15 protein-coding genes are annotated in these 19,044 nt (G+C 71.7%); 8 read left to right on the forward strand and 7 right to left on the reverse strand.

Going from position 1 to position 19,044, the window contains the following annotated elements:
* Positions 1-131 precede the first annotated feature (131 nt).
* A complete protein-coding gene (ahcY, locus tag GQQ95_RS05080; RefSeq protein ID WP_157426575.1) occupies positions 132-1,610 on the forward strand; it encodes an adenosylhomocysteinase in 1,479 nt (492 codons plus the stop codon).
* A 56-nt stretch (positions 1,611-1,666) separates the two neighbouring features.
* Here the strand turns inward: ahcY and GQQ95_RS05085 are convergent, their stop codons facing one another.
* Positions 1,667-2,515 carry an RDD family protein gene (locus GQQ95_RS05085; RefSeq protein WP_246205192.1) on the reverse strand — a complete coding sequence of 283 codons (849 nt, stop codon included), beginning with the start codon at positions 2,513-2,515 and terminating at the stop codon, positions 1,667-1,669.
* A gap of 17 nt (positions 2,516-2,532) precedes the next feature.
* On the opposite strand from GQQ95_RS05085, the gene GQQ95_RS05090 reads away from it, so the two are divergent.
* Positions 2,533-3,528 (forward strand): stage II sporulation protein M, encoded by a 996-nt coding sequence (locus GQQ95_RS05090; RefSeq protein WP_157426576.1) that lies wholly within the window; start codon positions 2,533-2,535, stop codon positions 3,526-3,528.
* Between the two features lie 79 nt (positions 3,529-3,607).
* Here the strand turns inward: GQQ95_RS05090 and GQQ95_RS05095 are convergent, their stop codons facing one another.
* The 6 genes from GQQ95_RS05095 to GQQ95_RS05115 all read right to left on the reverse strand — a co-directional run bounded on the left by GQQ95_RS05095 (position 3,608) and on the right by GQQ95_RS05115 (position 10,082).
* Entirely contained in the window at positions 3,608-4,387 is a 780-nt protein-coding gene (locus GQQ95_RS05095; protein WP_157426577.1) for an aquaporin, read from the reverse strand.
* 156 nt (positions 4,388-4,543) lie between these two features.
* Positions 4,544-5,881: a DUF58 domain-containing protein gene (locus tag GQQ95_RS05100; protein WP_157426578.1), complete on the reverse strand. Its 1,338-nt coding sequence runs from the start codon at positions 5,879-5,881 to the stop codon at positions 4,544-4,546.
* Between the two features lies 1 nt (position 5,882).
* Positions 5,883-6,875, reverse strand: a complete 993-nt coding sequence (locus GQQ95_RS05105) for an AAA family ATPase (RefSeq protein ID WP_157426579.1) — start codon at positions 6,873-6,875, stop codon at positions 5,883-5,885.
* Positions 6,872-8,203 (reverse strand): DUF4350 domain-containing protein, encoded by a 1,332-nt coding sequence (locus GQQ95_RS05110; protein ID WP_170296967.1) that lies wholly within the window; start codon positions 8,201-8,203, stop codon positions 6,872-6,874. Before GQQ95_RS05110 ends, GQQ95_RS05105 begins: the two co-directional genes overlap by 4 nt.
* On the reverse strand, positions 8,200-8,904 hold the full coding sequence (locus GQQ95_RS19285) for a DUF4129 domain-containing protein (protein ID WP_170296968.1): 705 nt from the start codon (positions 8,902-8,904) through the stop codon (positions 8,200-8,202). The genes GQQ95_RS05110 and GQQ95_RS19285 overlap by 4 nt, the downstream gene beginning before the upstream one ends.
* Positions 8,901-10,082 carry a hypothetical protein gene (locus GQQ95_RS05115; protein WP_157426581.1) on the reverse strand — a complete coding sequence of 394 codons (1,182 nt, stop codon included), beginning with the start codon at positions 10,080-10,082 and terminating at the stop codon, positions 8,901-8,903. The genes GQQ95_RS19285 and GQQ95_RS05115 overlap by 4 nt, the downstream gene beginning before the upstream one ends.
* 161 nt (positions 10,083-10,243) lie before the next feature.
* Between GQQ95_RS05115 and mtrA the strand changes: the two genes are divergently transcribed.
* From mtrA to secA, 6 genes are all read left to right on the forward strand, one after another.
* Positions 10,244-10,924, forward strand: a complete 681-nt coding sequence (gene mtrA / locus GQQ95_RS05120; RefSeq protein ID WP_157426582.1) for an MtrAB system response regulator MtrA — start codon at positions 10,244-10,246, stop codon at positions 10,922-10,924.
* 7 nt (positions 10,925-10,931) lie between these two features.
* Positions 10,932-12,605 carry an MtrAB system histidine kinase MtrB gene (mtrB, locus tag GQQ95_RS05125; RefSeq protein ID WP_157426583.1) on the forward strand — a complete coding sequence of 558 codons (1,674 nt, stop codon included), beginning with the start codon at positions 10,932-10,934 and terminating at the stop codon, positions 12,603-12,605.
* A 4-nt stretch (positions 12,606-12,609) separates the two neighbouring features.
* The gene (locus GQQ95_RS05130; RefSeq protein WP_170296969.1) at positions 12,610-14,283 is read left to right on the forward strand and encodes an LpqB family beta-propeller domain-containing protein; all 1,674 of its coding nucleotides are present in this window, start codon (positions 12,610-12,612) and stop codon (positions 14,281-14,283) included.
* 254 nt (positions 14,284-14,537) lie between these two features.
* The gene (locus tag GQQ95_RS05135) at positions 14,538-15,074 is read left to right on the forward strand and encodes a ComF family protein (protein WP_246205193.1); all 537 of its coding nucleotides are present in this window, start codon (positions 14,538-14,540) and stop codon (positions 15,072-15,074) included.
* A gap of 100 nt (positions 15,075-15,174) precedes the next feature.
* Positions 15,175-15,870, forward strand: a complete 696-nt coding sequence (gene hpf / locus GQQ95_RS05140; protein ID WP_157426585.1) for a ribosome hibernation-promoting factor, HPF/YfiA family — start codon at positions 15,175-15,177, stop codon at positions 15,868-15,870.
* Between the two features lie 296 nt (positions 15,871-16,166).
* Positions 16,167-18,956: a preprotein translocase subunit SecA gene (gene secA / locus GQQ95_RS05145; RefSeq protein ID WP_157426586.1), complete on the forward strand. Its 2,790-nt coding sequence runs from the start codon at positions 16,167-16,169 to the stop codon at positions 18,954-18,956.
* Positions 18,957-19,044: the final 88 nt, after the last annotated feature.

The following is a 19,044-nucleotide window of genomic DNA, read 5'->3' on the forward strand; positions in this document are numbered from 1 at the left end:
CGCGGGAGTTCACGAAAGGCGGCAGCCGTAGCGTTCGAGGCGCGCCAGCGCCGAGACGCGTGTACGGCAGACCTGAGATCGTGACGCATGCCCGCGACCACCGCGACCCCGGAGCCTGCGACAATGGTGGGATGACGCTCGCCGAGACATCCGCACTCCAGTTCAAGGTCGCCGACCTCTCCCTCGCCGAAGCCGGCAGGCACCAGCTCCGGCTGGCCGAGAACGAGATGCCGGGCCTCATGGCGCTCCGGGAGGAGTTCGGCGCCGCGAAGCCGCTCGCGGGCGCCCGCATCGCCGGCAGCCTGCACATGACGGTGCAGACGGCCGTGCTCATCGAGACCCTCGTCGCCCTGGGCGCACAGGTGCGCTGGGCGAGCTGCAACATCTTCTCCACGCAGGACGAGGCCGCGGCCGCCGTCGCCGTGGGGCCCGACGGAACTCCCGAGCACCCCGCCGGCGTCCCGGTGTTCGCCTGGAAGGGCGAGACGCTCGAGGAGTACTGGTGGTGCACCGACCGCATCTTCGACTGGAGTGACGAGGCGGCTGCGGCCGGCGCCGAGTGGATCGGCCCGAACATGATCCTCGACGACGGCGGCGACGCGACCCTCCTGGTCCACGACGGTCGGTCCTTCGAGCTCGCCGGATCGGTTCCCGCGACCGCAGCCGACGCGAGCCACGAGTACCGCGTCGTGCTCGACACCCTGCGCCGCTCGCTCGAGGCGAGCCCCGATCGCTGGACCCGCATCGCCGACGAGCTCAAGGGCGTGACCGAGGAGACGACGACGGGCGTGCACCGGCTCTACGAGCTGCACGCGAAGGGCGAGCTCCGCTTCCCGGCCATCAACGTCAACGACTCCGTCACGAAGTCGAAGTTCGACAACAAGTACGGCATCCGGCACTCCCTGCCCGATGGCCTGAACCGTGCGACCGACGTGCTCATCGGCGGCAAGGTCGCGTTCGTCGCCGGCTACGGCGACGTCGGCAAGGGCGCCGCCGAGGCGCTGCGCGGGCAGGGGGCTCGCGTGATCGTGTCGGAGGTCGACCCCATCAACGCACTCCAGGCGGCCATGGACGGCTACCAGGTCGCGCGACTCGAGAGCGTCATCGGGGACATCGACATCCTCGTCACGGGCACCGGCAACAAGGACGTGGTGCGCCTCGAGCACATCCTCGGCCTCAAGCACCTCGCCGTGATCGCCAACGTCGGCCACTTCGACAACGAGATCGACATGGCCGCGCTCGAGACGCTCGAGGGCGCCGAGAAGGTCGAGATCAAGCCGCAGGTGCACGAGTGGCGCCTCCCGACCGGGCGCAGCGTGCTCGTGCTCAGCGAGGGTCGCCTGATGAACCTCGGCAACGCGACCGGACACCCGTCGTTCGTCATGTCGAACTCGTTCACCAACCAGGTGCTCGCCCAGATCGAGCTGTGGACGAGGCCCGAGGAGTACCCCGTCGGCGTCTACGTGCTGCCGAAGCACCTCGACGAGAAGGTCGCCCGCCTGCACCTCGACGCGCTCGGAGTCGAGTTGACGGTGCTCACCCCCGAGCAGGCGGCGTACATCGGCGTCCCGGTCGAGGGCCCCTACAAGGTCGACCACTACCGGTACTGATACCACTGCGGATGCCGCGCACCGGCGCCGTCGGCAGGCGCCGGTGCCGCCCGCCGTCAGCGTTGCGGGAAACCCACGGGCGTCTCCCGCAGCATCGGCTCGAGCGCCGCGATGCGCGCACCCTCGAGCTCGAGGCCCCGGGCGTCGCGCTCGCGACGCAGCGCGACCACGCCGGCGAGGAAGCGCTCGGGCGCGGCATCCGGAACGGGTGAGACGAACGGTGAGACCTCGGCGGCGAGGGACGCCGCCATGCGGGCGCGGCTCGCGGGCGAGAGCTGGGTGACGTGCTCGAAGTAGGCGGCGACGCGGCGCGCGAGCGGGTCGGGCAGCCGCCCGACGTCGGCGATGCCGGCCCACGACGCCAGCTCCTCGGGGACCCCGAAGGCGTTGGACGGCGCCCTCGGCACGCGCTCGACCTGCGCGTGCGTTCCGGCCATGAGGTCCCCGAGGCGCTTCGACGCCGGGTTCAGGAAGCCCACGAGGACCGCGAGGCCGCCGAACGTGAGGTAGATCTCGAGCACGCCCACGAGCGCGCGGATGAATGCGTGGCGGAAGCCGATCGAGCCGCCGTCGTCGCGCACGACCCGCAGCCCGAGTGCGAGCTTGCCGAGGGATCGCCCGCGCGACGCCGTCTCGATGGCCGTCGGCACGACGACGATGATGACGACGACGCCGCCGATCGCGATCGCGCGGAACGCGGCACCGTCGACCGTGAGGCCCGCGCCCGTCGCGATGAACAGCACGCCGAGCAGCAGCACGACCGAGAGGAGCACGTCGATGATCGTGCCGCCCGCCCGGATCAGGGCGCTCGCCGGCCGCAACTCGAGCGTGACGGCCTCGCCGATGACGATGCCCTCGTCGTCGTGCTGAACGGGTCGCATCTGGGCGTGGGTGGCGTGGGCCATGGCTAGTATTCAAGCAGATGGACCTCGACGCGCTCGCCTCCGCCCGCCACGACGACTGGCAGCGTCTCGACGCGCTCGCACGGGCGCGTCGGCTCGACGGCCGCGAGGCCGACGAGCTGATCGAGCGCTACCAGGGCGCGGCATCCGACCTCTCGCTCGTGCAGGCGACCGTGGGTTCGACGGCGCTCGGCGATCGCCTCTCGGTCGGGCTCGCGCGGGCACGCCTTCGCTTCACGGGAACGCCCGAGAACCCGCTCAGGATCCTCACGCGCTTCGCGCTCGTCGACCTGCCCGCGGCGCTCTACCGGGTGCGCTGGCTCACCCTCGCGGTCGGCTTGGTCACCCTCGTCGTCGCGGCGCTCTACGCGTGGTGGATCGGCTCGGACCCTCGCGTCCTCGCGAACCTCGGCGACGAGGCCGAGCTGCAGCAGCTGGCCGACGAGGGGTTCGTCGCGTACTACTCGGAGAACCCCGCCGCCTCCTTCGCCGGCGCGGTCTGGACGAACAACGCCTGGATCGCCGCCCAGTGCGTGGCCTTCGGCATCACGGGTCTGTGGGTGCCGTACGTGATCCTCCAGAACGCGCAGAACCTCGGCATCACGGCGGCGATCATGTTCGCGTACGACGAGGCCGACACGTTCTTCCTCTACATCACTCCGCACGGCCTCCTCGAGCTCACCTGCATCTTCGTGGCCGCCGCCGCGGGCCTGCGCATCTTCTGGGCGTGGGTGGCACCCGGCCCGAGGTCCAGGGGAGTGGCGCTCGCCCAGGAGGCCCGATCGCTGTTCACCGTGGCGATCGGCCTCGTGTTCTTCCTCTTCGTCTCGGGGCTCATCGAGGGGTTCGTGACCCCGGCGCCCTGGCCCTGGCCGGTCAAGATCGGCATCGGCGTCGCGGCCTTCGCCGGATTCCTCGCCTACATGCTCGTGCTCGGCGGTCGCGCCCACCTGGCGGGGGCGACCGGTGACCTCGATGCGTTCGACGCGGGTGCGTCGCGCATCGTGGCCGGCTGAGCGGCCGGGCGGCCCGCCCTGGCGTGGCATGGGAATGGCGGATGCCGCGCCCGCGACATCCGCCATCCGTCTGTGCTGACTACGAGCCGAGCTTCACGGGCCGGTCGAACACCGCCTTGAAGATCGCGCCGGCGATGATCGCGCCGATGATGGGCGCGAGGATCGAGAGCCACACCTGGCCGAGTGCGTCGGGGCCGCCGTAGATGGCGGTCGCGATGGAACGGGCCGGGTTGAACGACCCGTTCGAGATCGGGATGGCCACGAGCGCGATGACCGTGAGCGTGAGGCCGATGGCGAGCGGCGCGAAGTTCGCGGCCGTGCGGCCCGCGGTCGTCACGCCCATGATGACGAAGAGGAAGACGGCGGTCGCGATCGTCTCGACGAGGAACACCGAGACGAGCCCGTAGCCGCCCGGGGAGAGGACCCCGTAGCCCGTCGAGGCGCCCTGGAACACGGCGAGGTCGAAGAGCGGCCCGCCGGACAGGATCCCGAGCAGGGCGGTGGAGGCGAGGATGCCGCCGATCACCTGGGCCAGGATGTACACCCCGACCTCGTTCCAGGCGAACCGACCGCCCACGGCCAGTCCGAGCGTCACGGCGGGGTTGAAGTGCCCTCCCGAGATCGCGCCGAACGCGTAGGCCCCGACGACGACGCTCAGTCCGAGCGCGAGCGAGACGCCGAGGAACCCGACGTTCAGGCCTCCCTCGCCCCCGTCGAACCCGGCTGCGAAGATGGCGGTGCCGACGACGCCGAAGACCAGGATGAAGGTGCCGAGGAGCTCGGCGGTGAACCGCTTGGCGGTCGACGGTGCGCCGACCCGATCGGTCGACGGTGCGTCGACGGGTGCCGTTTCGGACATGGCTGTTCCTTTCGTCGGTGAGACGGGGCAGAGGTCGTGGACGTGCACCGAACGACGCGCCCCCCGGGGTCGTTCACGACGACCATAGCGAGATCGTCGGCGTCCGGCGGGCAACGTCGCCGTCATGCGGCGCGATGCGGCGACGGTCGCCGTCGCTCAGAGTCGTCCGGTCGCCTTCAGATCGAGGTAGCGATCCGCGAGCGCAGGCGGCAGTTCCTGCGGCGTCGCCGACACCGTCTGGGCGCCGGAGCGTCGGATCGCCGCCCCGACGCGATCGCCGTCGAGGGCCGCTCGCTCGGCCGCGGCGGCGAGGTACACGCTGTCGACGTCGGCTCGGTTCGCGGCATCCGCGACGGTGCCGGGATCGAGCACGGAGGCGACGATCACGGTGTGCCGTGCGGTGAGCTGCGGGAGGACCGACAGCAGGCCGCGGGCAGTGCCGGGTGCGTCGGCGGTCGTGAGGAGCACGACCAGGGCCCGGCGGCTCGTGATGCGCCGGACCTGCGCGGGAAGCCCGGTCCAGTCGGCCTCGATGAGCTCGGCCTGCACGTCGGCCATCGCGTCGACGAGTCGGGCGAGCAGGTGCGGTCCGGTCGCGCCCGTGACCCGCGCGCGCGCCCGCCGGTCCCACGCCAGGAAGTCGACCCGGTCGCCGGCGTGGGTCGCGAGCGCGGCGAGCAGGAGCGTCGACTCCCACGCCGTGTCGAGTCGGGGTTCGTCGGCGATGCGTGCGGCCGCCGTGCGCGACGTGTCCGCGACGATCACGATGCGGCGGTCGCGCTCGGGCCGCCAGGTGCGCACCATGAGCTTCGCGCCGCCCCTGCCTCCCGGATCGACGTGCCGCGCCGTCGCGCGCCAGTCGATCGAACGCACGTCGTCGCCGCGCACGTACTCGCGGATCGAATCGAACTCGGTGCCCTGGCCGCGCACGAGCAGGGGGGTGCGCCCATCGATCTCGCGCAGCCGCGTGAGCCGGGCCGGGAGGTGCACGCGCGAGTGGAACGGCGGCAGGACCCGGAGCACCCCGGGAGAGACGAGGCTCGCCTGCCGCGACCAGAGCCCCAGTGGGCCGGCGGACCTGATGCTCACGTGCTCGGTCCGGCGGTCGCCGCGGCGCCACGGTCGCAACTCCAGGCGGATGCCGCGCCGCTCGCCCGCGGGCACCGAGACCGCGGAGCGGTTGGAGCCGACGACCCCGCCCGACGGCTCCCAGCCGTCGCGGACCACGGCTCGCAGCATCCGCTCGCCCGTGTTCGTGACGGTGAGCTTGGAGACGACCGTCTCCCCGAGGCGGACTCGCGGCGGCAGGTCGCGGACGAGCGCGACCCGACGAGGGGATGCCGCGAGCGAGAGGTCGATCGCCCCGAGGCCGACGGACAGCGCGAGCCACCCGAGCAGCGCGAGCCACGCGGCATCCGCAGCGGTGAGCCCGGCGAGCACGACGGGCACGACGCCCAGGGCGACGAGCAGCACGAACCGACCGGTGACCGCCATGTCAGAGCGGGACCTGGACCTGCTGCATGATCGAGCGCAGCACGGAGTCGACCGAGACGCCCTCGAGCTCGGCCTCGGGCCGGAGCTGCACGCGGTGCCGCCAGACCGGCAGCAGCATGGCCTGGACGTGGTCGGGCGTCACCGAGTCGTACGCGGTCAGCCAGGCCCAGGCCTTCGCGGCCGCGAGCAGGCCCGTCGTCGCACGGGGGCTCACGCCGAGGCGGAGGGAAGGGGAGCGACGGCTCGCCCTCGCGAGGTCGACGAGGTAGGCGAGGACGTCGTCGGAGACCCCGACGGCTGCCGCCGCGCGCCTGGCCGCCTCGAGTTCGGCCGCGCCGAGCACGGGTGCCACGCCCGCGGCGGCCAGGTCGTGCGGATCGAACCCGTCGGCGTGCCGGCGGAGGATCGCGAACTCGTCCTCGCGCTCGGGCACGTCGAGGACGAGCTTCAGGAGGAAGCGGTCGAGCTGCGCCTCGGGCAGCGAGTACGTGCCCTCGTACTCGATCGGATTCTGGGTCGCGGCGACGAGGAACGGCTCGGGCAGGGGCCTCGTGGTGCCATCGGCCGAGACCTGGCGTTCCTCCATCGCCTCGAGCAGGGCCGACTGGGTCTTCGGCGGGGTCCGATTGATCTCGTCGGCCAGCAGGATGTTGGTGAACACCGGCCCCTCGCGGAACGAGAACTCGCCGCTGCGCGGATCGAACGCGAGCGACCCCGTGACGTCGCCCGGCATGAGGTCGGGCGTGAACTGCAGGCGCCGGGTCTCGAGGTGCAGCGTGCGGCTGAGCGTGCGGACCAGCAGCGTCTTCGCGACGCCGGGCACGCCCTCGAGCAGCACGTGACCGCGGGTCAGCAGGGCGATGATGAGGCCCGTGACGGCCCCGTCCTGGGCGACCACGGCCTTGCCGACCTCGGTGCGCACCCGGTTCAGTGCGGCGCGGAGTTCGTCGTCGGTGCGAGCCGAGGGCTCGTCGGCGGTCGTCGTGTCGGTCATGGCTGCCTTCCTGGCTGGTCGTCGGGCGTGCGGGGCGGATGTCGCGGGGCGTCGTCGTCGGGTCGGAGCGCCTCCGTCACGTCGCGTTCGAGCTCGGCCAGCTCGGCGGCGAGGCGCACGAGCGCGGCGTCGTCGGCCGGGACCTCCTCGACGAGGAGGCGGCGGACCTGGGCCGGATCGCGCCGCGTGATGCCCGCGGCCGCGTCGGCGATGACGGCGACGTCGGTCGCGCGCGGGAGCCTGAGCGTGGTCGCCAGGCGCCAGACGGCCGCCATCCGGAGTTGGTCGAGCGCGTGCGCGCGCTGCGCGGACCTCGCGTAGAGGCGCGCGCGTCCCTGTCTCGTCTCACCGGCGGGCACGGTGACGGGCAGGCGCTCCACGACGAGCGGTCCGAGACGACGGCCGCGCCACAGCCCGGCGACGATCGCGACGACGAGGGCCAGCGTCAGGACGGGGCTCACCCAGCCCGGGGTGAGCTCGCCGAGCGTGGGGGCGGTCGCGGCATCCGCATCGCTCGGGCCGGGCAGGTACCAGACCACGTCGGACGTGGCGCCGAGCAGGCCGATGGCCAGTGCGGCGTTGCCGCGCTCGTCGATGCGGTCGTTCGTGAACGCCGTGGTCGCGCCGACCAGCGACACCGCATCGGATGCCGACCCGGCGTCGCCGGCCGGACCCGGCCCGACCGCCACCGCATGCCCGAAGTCGCCGTCGCGGAAGCACCCCTGCCATCCGGCCGCGGCGGCCTCCTCGTCGATCGTCATCAGGCGCTGGCCGTCGGAGAGCTCCCCAGCCTGCGTCGCCGCCCGCACGTCGCAGCCGGCCTCGGAGATGGCGCCGGATGCCGCGCCGGCCAGGCGCACCCCGGGCGCCAGGACCTCCAGGGCGCGGAAACCCGGCTCGACGACGACCAGCCTGGCTCCCGCCTCGACCGAGTCGACGAGGTCGAGCAACCGCGAGCGATCGAGCGTGCCGAACTCGTCGTAGAGCAGCACCGTCGCGTCACCGCCGGCCGCGTCGACGGCGTCGAGGGTCGCGTCCAGCGACCGGGTCGGATGCACCGCCACGCCGTGGTCCCGCAGCACCTCGACGAGCGCGCCGGAGCCGAGCTGGCCGGGGTCCTCGGGTCCCAGGACCTCGCCGGAGGAACGGATGCCGCCCTGGATCGCCAGCACGGCGGCCGCGCCGACGAGGAGGACCGCGGCGAGCCCGATCCAGGTCCGGCCCCGCCGCAGGAGCGCGCGCGGCGTCGGCGTGAGCGCGGGAGTCGGCGGCGTGGTCGACGGGCCGGGGCCGGGCGTGCGGTCGAGCACCGGCGACGTCGTGCTCAACGTCCGGCCCCGGTGGCGAGCCGACGGTCGGTCAGGTCGCCGGCCGGGGCGCCGACGGGTGCGGGCCGCGTCGTCTGCAGCTCGTCGTCGAGCGCGGCGATCCGCGCGTAGGCGGCGGCGTCGCCGGACCGGCCCAGGTAGCGGACGGCGTCGAACTCGGTCGCCGCTCGCGCGAGCGGCTCCGAGAGCTCGGGGAACGGTGCGCCCGCGGCATCCGCCAGGGCTCGCGCGGTGCTGCCGGGGTGGACCTGCACGAGCTCTCGCACGACCAGGTCGCGCACGAGCGCGCGGAAGCGCTCCTCGATCGCCAGCGGCCAGTCGCCTCCCGCGGCCGCGGCCGCGGCGGCGCGTCGGATCACGGGAGCGTCACGACGGTCGTCCTCGAAGGATGCGGGTTCGGGGCGGCGCCTGCGACGCAGGCGCGGCACTCCGAACACGAGCACGCCGATCACCACGAGCACGATCACGCCGATCACCACGAGGAGCGCGACCACCTCGGCCGAGACCGCCCCGGCGCCGTCGAGCAGCCCGAGGAACCAGTCACGGACCGCCTGCATCGCGCGATCGAAGGCGTTCGGCTCGCCGGCCCGGTAGCGCGCGTTCGAGAGCTCGTCCTTCAGCCACTCGCGGGCCGCAGGCGCGTCGGGATCCAACGGCTCCGCCCGGACACGGGCCGCCACGGCCGTCGCGACGGCCATCATGCGGGGGCGCCCCCGGGCGACGAGCCGGTGGCCGACGGTGCCGTGTACCCGGCCGGAACCGGTGCATCGGTGGGCGGCGTCCAGGGGTCCCCGAGCTCGAGGCCCGCGTCCCGCCGCTCGACGTGCCGCTGGAGCTCGAGGTCCAGGCCCTCCGATCGCATGCGCAGGTCGATGTAGACCACGCCGATGACCGCGGCCTGCACGACGGTCGTGATCGATCCGATCACGAGCGAGAGGAGCATGCTCACGATCGTCACCACGACGAGGATGACGATCGCGGCGCCCGTCCCGGTCGGGTCGACGATCATCGGGAGGAACCCGCCGATGAGCGAGATCGGCTGCACCACGATCTGCGCGGCGATGTTGAGGATGACGGCCACGAGCAGGATGATGCCGAGCGTGCGCCAGAAGAAGCCGGTCGTGAGCCGCCAGGAGCGGCGGACCGCCGCCACGATGCCGACCCGTTCGAGCACGATGATGCTCGGCACCAGCGCGACGCGGGTGCCGATCCAGAACCCGAGCACGGCGAGGCCGAGCGAGAGCAGCACGACGACGAAGATGCCGACCGCGAGTCCGACGGGGGAGGTGACCGCGCCGAGCACGATGATGCCGGTGAGCAGGGCGATCACGATGAGCACGGCCAGCGCGACGAGCACCGTCCACCCGATGAGCGGGCCGATGCGGGGGAGCGTGCGACGCCAGAGCGCGCCGAGCGAGAGCTTCTCGCCGAGGGTCCCGGAGGCGACCTCCTCGACCATCACGCCCTGGAGGAACGCGCTCGCGACGACCGAGACGGCGACGGCGACGAGCATGACGAGCACCATGATGCCGATCGAGCCGGGCAGCAGCGCGTCGAGGTCGTCGGGCTGGGCGGAGTCGAGGCGGCCGATCACGAACACGAAGGCCGGGATCATCACGGCCGAGGTCACGAGCAGCGCCGCGAGCTGCACGAGCAGGCCGCTCCCGAAGGTCGCCGCGGGGTTGCGGCGGAGCGTGCGGAACGGAGCCCACAGCAGCGTGCCGAACCCCATGGGACGCAGGGGGAGCAGGCCGGGTCGCGGTGGCGGCGTCCAGGCGGAGGGGCCGCCCGGGGCGACCGGACCCCACTGCGGATCGGGAGCGGGCGTCGTCGGCCGGGGCAGCGGCGCACCGGGCGCCTGCCAGTCGTGTTCGGACACCTCGATGCGCTCCTTCCGGCGGGTTTCCCCATGCTCGCACATCACGTGCCGCGCTGCTCGCGCGCGACCGTGCGCGGCATCCGACCGCCGGGGCCCTGCGTGCGACTACGCTTGAGCCACTGGTTCCGCCGTGCCGCAGCCGGCTGCAGAGGAATGAACGGATGACTTCACGCGTACTCGTCGTCGACGACGACACGGCCCTCGCCGAGATGATCGGCATCGTCCTGCGCACCGAGGGCTTCGACCCGGTCTTCTGCGGCGACGGATCCGGTGCGCTCGCCGCGTTCCGCGAGACCAAGCCCGACCTGGTGCTGCTCGACCTCATGCTGCCGGGCATCGACGGCATCGAGGTGTGCGCGCGCATCCGCGCCGAGTCGGGAACGCCGATCATCATGCTCACGGCGAAGAGCGACACGGCCGATGTCGTGAAGGGCCTCGAGTCCGGCGCCGACGACTACATGGTCAAGCCCTTCAACCCGAAGGAGCTCGTCGCCCGCATCCGCACGCGCCTGCGCCCCACGCCCGAGTCGGCGGTGGAGACGTTCGGCGTCGGCGACCTCACGATCGATGCGGCGGGCCACGAGGTCCGCCGCGGCGACGAGCGCATCTCGCTGACCCCGCTGGAGTTCGACCTGCTGCTCACGCTCGCGTCGAAGCCGCAGCAGGTCTTCACCCGCGAGATGCTCCTCGAGCAGGTCTGGGGCTACCACTACAAGGCCGACACGCGCCTCGTCAACGTGCACGTCCAGCGCCTGCGTGCGAAGGTCGAGCACGACCCCGACAACCCGCGCATCGTCATGACGGTCCGGGGAGTCGGCTACCGCGCCGGCGCCACCACCTGAGCGACGCATGACCGGCGCCGCCGACGACTCGCGTGCCACGGGCTCGTGGCGCGCCCTGCCGCGCCGGTTCGCGGCGGCATGGCAGCGGTCGCTCCAGGTGCGCACGGTCTTCGTCACGATCGGCCTCTCGACCCTGGCGATCCTCGTGATCGGGCTCTACATCTCGTTCAGCGTCGCCTCGAACCTCTTCCAGGACCAGCGGGCGCGGGTGCTCCAGGACTCGAACACCGCGACGAGCGCCGCGCAGCTCATCCTCGACTCCTCCGAGGCGGCCGACCAGGGGTCCCTCCAGTTGCTGATGAAGGGGACCCTCGACACCGTCACGAGCATCGCGGGCACCGAGGTCGTCGCCCTGTTCCGGTACCCCGACGCCCAGCCGAACACGAAGGCTCCGCCCGACCGGGTGAGACCCGACCTCGCCGGGGTCATCACGCCGGAGCTTCGCGAGCAGGTGCGGCAGAATCCCGAGGACCAGTACTGGCAGTCGGTCGCGCTCGAGAACTCCGAGGGCGGTACCGACCCGGGCATCGTGGTGGGCAGCACGCTGGAGGTCCCCGCCGGTGTCGGGCAGTACGAGGTGTACCTCGGCTACAACCTCGCCGAGGCCGAGCAGACGCTGGCGTTCATGCAGGTCACCGGCAGCGTCGGCGCGATCGCGCTCATCGCGCTGCTCAGCGTCATCACCCTCGTGGTCGTGCGCGGCGTCATCGAGCCGATCCGAACGACCGCCTCGACGAGCCGTCGTCTCGCTGCGGGCGACCTCGGGGTCCGCATCCCGGTGCGCGGCGAAGACGAGATCGCCTCCCTCGCGGCCTCCTTCAACGGCATGGCCGACAGCCTGCAGGCGCGGATCCGGGAGCTCGCCGAGCTCTCGGTCATGCAGCAGCGGTTCGTCTCCGACGTCTCGCACGAGCTTCGGACGCCGCTCACCACGATCCGCCTCGCCGGCGACGTGCTCTACGGCCAGCGCGAGGCGTTCGAGGGGCCGACCTCGCGCACGGTGGAACTGCTGCACACGCAGACGGAGCGCTTCGAGCGCCTCCTCGCCGACCTCCTCGAGATCAGCAGGTACGACGCCGGATCGGTCACGCTCGCCACCGAACCGACCAACCTCGTCCACCTCGCAGGGGACGCGATCGAGTCGATGCACGAACTCGCGCGGGAGCACGGCTCCGAGGTGCGCCTCGAGGCGCCCGGGGGCCACCTCGACGCCGAGGTGGACCCGAGACGCATCCGCCGCATCGTCCGCAACCTGCTCGGCAACGCGATCGAGCACGGCGAGGGCCGCCCCATCGTCGTCGCCGTCGACAGCAACGAGAGCGCGATCGCCCTCTCGGTCCGCGACTTCGGCATGGGCATGACGCCCGAAGATGCCGAGCGCGTCTTCGACCGCTTCTGGCGCGCCGACCCGAGCCGGATGCGCACGATCGGGGGCACGGGACTCGGGCTCGCGATCTCCCTCGAGGACGCGGTCGCGCACGGCGGCGAGCTCGACGTGTGGTCCAGCCCGGGGCATGGCAGCGTCTTCCGCCTGACGATCCCGCGAACGCCGGATGCCACGGCGGTGCACTCGCCGCTGCCGCTCGAGCCCGTCGACCCCGAGGCATCCGGCCCGCCCCCGACCGCGTCGATGAACGCCGTGCAGTTCGAGGACGCCCGAACGGAGGATCGCAATGCGTAGGCGCATGATCGTGAGCACGGTGCTGCTGCTGCTCGCCGCGCTCCTGACCGGCTGCGTGTCGATCCCGAGCTCGGGCAAGGTGCAGCAGGGGGATGCGGCACCCGTCGAGGCGGCTCCCGACCTGGACATCCTCGTCGACCCGCCGATCGTCGACGGCACGCAGCAGCAGATCCTCGACGGGTTCCTCCTGGCCGCGCTCAGCTCGCAGAACAACTTCCAGGCGGCATACGACTTCCTGACCCCGGCCTTCGCCGAGGAATGGCAGCCCGATGCCGAGACGACCGTCGACGTGCTCGCCGACCGCGGGTTCGAGCAGGTCAACGAGACCACGCGGCGCATGGTGACGACGCCAGCGGCCTCGCTCGGGAACAACGGGCAGTACGAGGTCGCGGCCGCCGCGAGCCCGATCGCGCTCCCCTACGAGTTCGAGCAGATCGACGGGCAGTGGCGCATCTCGAGCGCACCGCAGGGCATCGTGATCGACCAGGCGAACTTCACCCAGGTCTTCCGCGAGTACACGCTCTACTTCTTCGACCCCGAGTACCGGTACCTCGTGCCCGATTCGCGGTGGTTCGCCGGACGTGAGACGGCGCAGACGAGCGTGGTGCAGGCCCTGCTCGGCGGCGCTGCGGAGTGGCTCAGCCCCGGGGTCCGCACCGCGTTCCCCGAGGGCACCGAGCTCTCGCCGGCCGCCGTCCCCGTCACGGGTCGGGAGGCCGAGGTGTCCCTCACCGGGGCGGCGTTCGACGACCGGCAGACCGCGCAGCGCATGCAGATGCAGCTCGACGCGAGCCTGATCGGCAGCGTGCGCAACGTCGGCGAGGTGGCCATGGTGCTGAACGGCGTCGAGTCCGACGCCGGCAGGCCGTCGCCGCAGCCCGCGCGGGATCCGCGCGTCGATCCGCGGCCGGTCGTCTTCGACGGCGAGACCTTCGGCTACCTGTCCACCTCCGGCGACGGCATCACGGCGATCGACGGGTACAGCGAGCAGATCGCAGCCGCGGATGCCTCGGGCGCGGCGCTCGGACCGGGCGCCGAGTTCGCGGCGATCCTGACCCCTGACGGGGTCTCGATCCTCGCGCCCGACGAGGAGCCCCTGCCCCTGGACCCGCGCGCGGGGCTCATCACGCCTGCGGTGGACCGGGCGGGCATCATCTGGTCCGTCCCGGCCGACACGCCTTCCGACCTCGTCTGGTTCACGACGGGCGGCGACTCGGGGCGCGTGGAGGTGCCGTGGTCGGCGTCCACGATCGCGGCGATCCAGGTCTCGCGCGACGGCACGCGGATGCTCGCCCTCCTCGGCGACGGCCCGCGCACCTACTTCGTGGCCGCGGCCATCGAGCGGGCGGAGGACGGATCGAGCATCAGCCTCGGACCGACACTTCTCCGGCTCGCGGACGTCGACGGCGTGCCCATCGACGTGGCCTGGATCGACGGTCGGACGGCCACCTCGCTCACCGGGCTCGCCGACGGATCGACCCGCCTCGTCACGCAGGACCTGGGCGGCTTCGCGAACACGCGGTCCGGCCCGAGCGATGGCGTGGAGATCGATGCGGGCAACAGCATCCGCGACATCCGTGCTCGCGACGCGGCCGGCACGCTGCTCGTGCAGAGCGGCGTGGGGTGGCAGGGCCGGGCCGAGGGCATCCGATTCATGGCCGCGCAGCTGCCCGACTGAGCCGACCCGTCCTCCCGGAGCGCGGTTTCCGCGCTCGACCTCGCGATGCCGTCGCGGGCGGCCGGGAGGGTCACGGCCTCGGCCAGACTCGCCGCGTGATGAACTCGCCCGTGGATCCCGCCGTTCGCACCGTGCGAGGTGCGCTCAGGGCAGCCGTCGCGACGATCCTCCCGGTCTCCTGCGCGGGATGCGGCGCCCCCGATCGTTCGGCCTGCGAGGACTGTCGGGCAGCGGCGGCTCCGAGACCTGAACGGGTGGAGCGCGTCGGCCTCACGGCCTGGGCGGCGCTCGAGTACGGCGACCGTGCGGCGGCGCTCATCGGCGCGTTCAAGGATGGCGGGCGCACCGACGTCGCCCCCGTCCTCGCTCATGCGCTCGCCGCATCCATTCGCTCGGCGCTGCGCGAGGCGGGGACCTGCGCGGTCGGCCTCGAGGTGATCACCGTGCCCTCGACGCCGGCCGCCCACCGTGCCCGCGGCTATCGTCCCGTCCCGCTGCTGCTCCGCCGATGCGGCATACGAGGGGCGCCGGTGCTCGCGCTCGCCAGGGAGCGGGAGGACCAGGCGGGGCTCGGCGCGGATGAGCGGCGGGCCAACGCGTACGGCGCGCTGCGCGCCCGTGGTGACCTGCGCGGTCGCCGATTCCTGCTCGTCGACGACGTGCTCACGACGGGGTCCACGCTGCGCGAGGCGCGGCGCGCGGTCGACGCCGCGGGGGGCGAGATCGCCGCCATCGCAGTGCTCGCCCAGACGCCGTTGCGGAGCGGAGGGCGCTCAGGATCCTCACGGTGAACAGTTCGTGACATCCGGAGGTGCGGAGGCTACGGTGGCAGGACAGGCGTGGACTACCACCCTTCAGAACCGGGTGACACGTCGGTGGATGGAGGTCGTCATGGAACTGAACATCGTCGGACGAAACCTGGGAATCACGGATCGATTCCGCTCATATGCCACTGAGAAGTCGGAGAAGATCGCCCATCTCGCCGACCGTGCGATCCGGCTCGACGTGAAACTCTCGCGGCACCACGAGAAGAACGGCAACTCCGGACCCGATCGCATCGAGCTCACCCTCGTCGGCAAGGGGCCGGTGGTCCGGGCCGAGGCCGACGGCTCCGACAAGTACGCGGCGTTCGACGTCGCTCTGGGCCGGCTCCTCGAACGCATACGAAGGGCCAAGGACCGGCGAAAGGTCCACCGCGGCCAGCATCGACCGACGTCGATCCGGGAGGCGACCGATCTGGGCTTCGCCGAGGTCGGAGTCCAGGCCGCACGGCCGGAGGTCCTCGAGCAGGTGCGCACCGGCAGCATCCCCGTCGTGGAGGCGGCGGCGCCCCCGGAGGACGAGGACGTGTACTGCCCCGTCGTGATCCGACGGAAGGTCTTCGCCTCCACGCCGATGACCGTCGACGACGCACTCTCGTTCATGGAGCTCGTCGGCCATGACTTCTACCTCTTCGTCGACGCCGAGTCGGGCCGTCCGAGCGTGGTCTACCGCCGCAAGGGCTGGGACTACGGGCTCATCGGCCTGGACGAGAACGCCGACGCGTACCCCGACGCCGTCGAGGCCCTCCAGAGCGCGACCGCCTGACCGCGGCATCCGCTGAACCTCCGGCGCCGCCGCATCGCTGCCCTGCGATGCGGCGGCGCCGTTCGCGTCGCATGCCCGTTCGCGCCAGCCTGGCCCCGACAGCTCAGCCGAGTCGGCGTTCGCGACGGGCGAAGTCAGGGGCGGGCGTTCAGGCCCTTCCCCGCAGGCGCGCAGGCCCGTGGCCGCTAGCATGGTTATGATGCCGTCGATACGGCGCAACTGGCGTGCCACCGACGTTCCACCCGAGGGACGTTCCACCGAGGAACAAGGTGCGCCGCAATGACAGGAGATCATTCGTGGCTTCGATTCTGGAGAAGGTCCTCCGCGTCGGCGAGGGACGCACCCTCAAGCGACTGCAGAACTACGCGGCGGCCGTCAACGCGCTCGAAGACGACTTCAAGGCCCTCAGCGACGAGGAACTGAAGCACGAGACCGTCGAGTTCCGCGAGCGCTACGCGAACGGGGAATCGCTCGACGACCTCCTGCCCGAGGCGTTCGCCGCAGTTCGCGAGGCCAGCCGCCGCACGCTCGGGCTCCGTCACTTCGACGTGCAGCTCATGGGCGGGGCGGCCCTGCACCTCGGCAACATCGCCGAGATGAAGACCGGTGAGGGCAAGACGCTCGTCGCGACCACGGCCGCGTACCTCAACGCGCTCGCGAGCCGGGGCGTGCACGTCATCACCGTCAACGACTTCCTCGCGAGCTACCAGTCCGAGCTCATGGGCCGCGTGTTCCGCGCCCTCGGCATGACGACGGGATGCATCGTGGCCGGGCAGACCCCCGCCGTGCGGCGCGAGCAGTACGCAGCCGACATCACGTACGGCACGAACAACGAGTTCGGCTTCGACTACCTCCGCGACAACATGGCGTGGCAGGCGAGCGACATGGTGCAGCGCGGCCACTTCTTCGCGATCGTCGACGAGGTGGACTCGATCCTCATCGACGAGGCGCGTACTCCGCTCATCATCTCCGGGCCGGCCTCGGGCGAGGCGAACCGCTGGTTCACCGAGTTCGCGAACCTCGCGCGTCGGCTCACCCCCGGTGAGGACTACGAGGTCGACGAGAAGAAGCGCACCGTCGGCGTCCTCGAGGCGGGCATCGAGAAGGTCGAGGACTACCTCGGCATCGACAACCTGTACGAGTCGGCCAACACGCCCCTCATCTCCTTCCTCAACAACTCGATCAAGGCCAAGGCCCTGTTCAAGCGCGACAAGGACTACGTCGTCATGAACGGCGAGGTGCTCATCGTCGACGAGCACACGGGCCGCATCCTCATGGGGCGCCGGTACAACGAGGGCATCCACCAGGCGATCGAGGCGAAGGAGGGCGTGCAGGTCAAGGCCGAGAACCAGACCCTCGCCACCGTCACGCTGCAGAACTACTTCCGCCTCTACGACAAGCTCTCGGGCATGACCGGCACGGCCGAGACCGAGGCCGCGGAGTTCATGTCGACCTACAAGCTCGGCGTGGTCGCGATCCCCACCAACAAGCCGATGCTGCGCCTCGACCAGCCCGACCTCGTCTACAAGAACGAGGAGGTCAAGTTCGCGCAGGTCGTGGAGGACATCGTCGAGCGCCACCACAAGGGCCAGCCTGTCCTCGTCGGTACCACGAGCGTCGAGAAGAGCGAGTACCTGTCGCGCCTGCTCGCCAAGAAGGGCGTGCGCCACGAGGTGCTGAACGCCAAGAACCACGCCCGCGAGGCCGCGATCGTCGCGCAGGCCGGGCGCCACGGCGCGGTCACCGTCGCCACCAACATGGCAGGCCGCGGCACCGACGTCATGCTCGGCGGCAACGCCGAGTTCCTCGCGGTGCAGCAGATGCATGAGCGCGGACTCAGCCCGGTCGAGACGCCCGACGAGTACGAGGCCGAGTGGGACGCGGTCTTCGAGGCCGTGAAGAAGGAGGTCGACGTCGAGGCATCGCGCGTGCTCGACGCGGGCGGCCTCTACGTGCTCGGCACCGAGCGGCACGAGTCGCGCCGCATCGACAACCAGCTCCGAGGCCGTTCCGGTCGTCAGGGCGACCCCGGTGAGAGCCGGTTCTACCTCTCGTTGACCGACGACCTCATGCGCCTGTTCAACGCGGGCGCCGCCGAGAGCCTCATGGCCAAGGGCGTTCCCGACGATGTCGCCATCGAGTCGAAGGTGGTCTCCCGGGCCATCCGCTCCGCTCAGTCGCAGGTCGAGGCCCGGAATGCCGAGATCCGCAAGAACGTCCTGAAGTACGACGACGTGCTGAACCGCCAGCGCGAGGCGATCTACGGCGACCGCCGTCACGTGCTCGAGGGCGATGACCTCCATGAGCGCACGCAGCGATTCCTCGAAGACGTCATCGACGAGGTCCTCGACGCGCACACCGCCGAGGGCAACCCCGACGAATGGGACTTCGACGCGCTCTGGACCGAGCTCAAGACGCTCTACCCGATCGGCATCACGATCGACGAGGTCGTCGCCGAGGCCGGGGAGAAGGGCCGGGTGAACCGGCAGTTCATCCGTCGTGAGATCCTCTCGGACGCGAAGCTCGCGTACCAGCGCCGTGAGGAGCAGCTCGGCAGTCCGGCGATGCGCGAACTCGAGCGCCGAGTGGTGCTCTCGGTGATCGACCGGCGCTGGCGCGATCACCTCTACGAGATGGACTACCTGAAGGACGGCATCGGCCTGCGCGCCATGGCGCAGCGCGACCCGTTGGTGGAGTACCAGCGGGAGGGCTTCGCGATGTTCCAGCAGATGATGGGCTCGATCCGGGAGGAGACCGTCGGGTTCCTCTTCAATCTCGAGGTCGAGGTCGCCGCACAGGGCGGCGGAGCGACGATCGAGGCCAAGGGCCTCACCCGTCCCAACGCGCCCGCCGAGAAGCTGAGCTACACGGCGCCGAGCGATTCGGGCGGCGTGGAGGTCCGCAACCAGCGCGGCCAGGTGCAGCAGGCCGCGACGCAGCGCGCGCGCCGCGCCGTCGCCCAGTCTCAGACGCCGGCCCCGGAGCAGCCGCGCGGCGCCTTCGGCCAGCGGCCCGAGGGCGACGGTGCGTCCGCCGCGCCGCAGAACCGTGCCGAGCGTCGCGCCCAGGAGCGCAACGGTCGCTGATGACGACGAGAAGGGGGCGGCCGCCGGCCGCCCCCTTCTCGCATCCCGGGAGGGATGGCGTCGCGTCCGGGCCATCCGGATGCTGCAG

This window comes from Agromyces salentinus, assembly GCF_009749395.1.
In the GTDB taxonomy this organism is placed as follows: domain Bacteria; phylum Actinomycetota; class Actinomycetes; order Actinomycetales; family Microbacteriaceae; genus Agromyces; species Agromyces salentinus.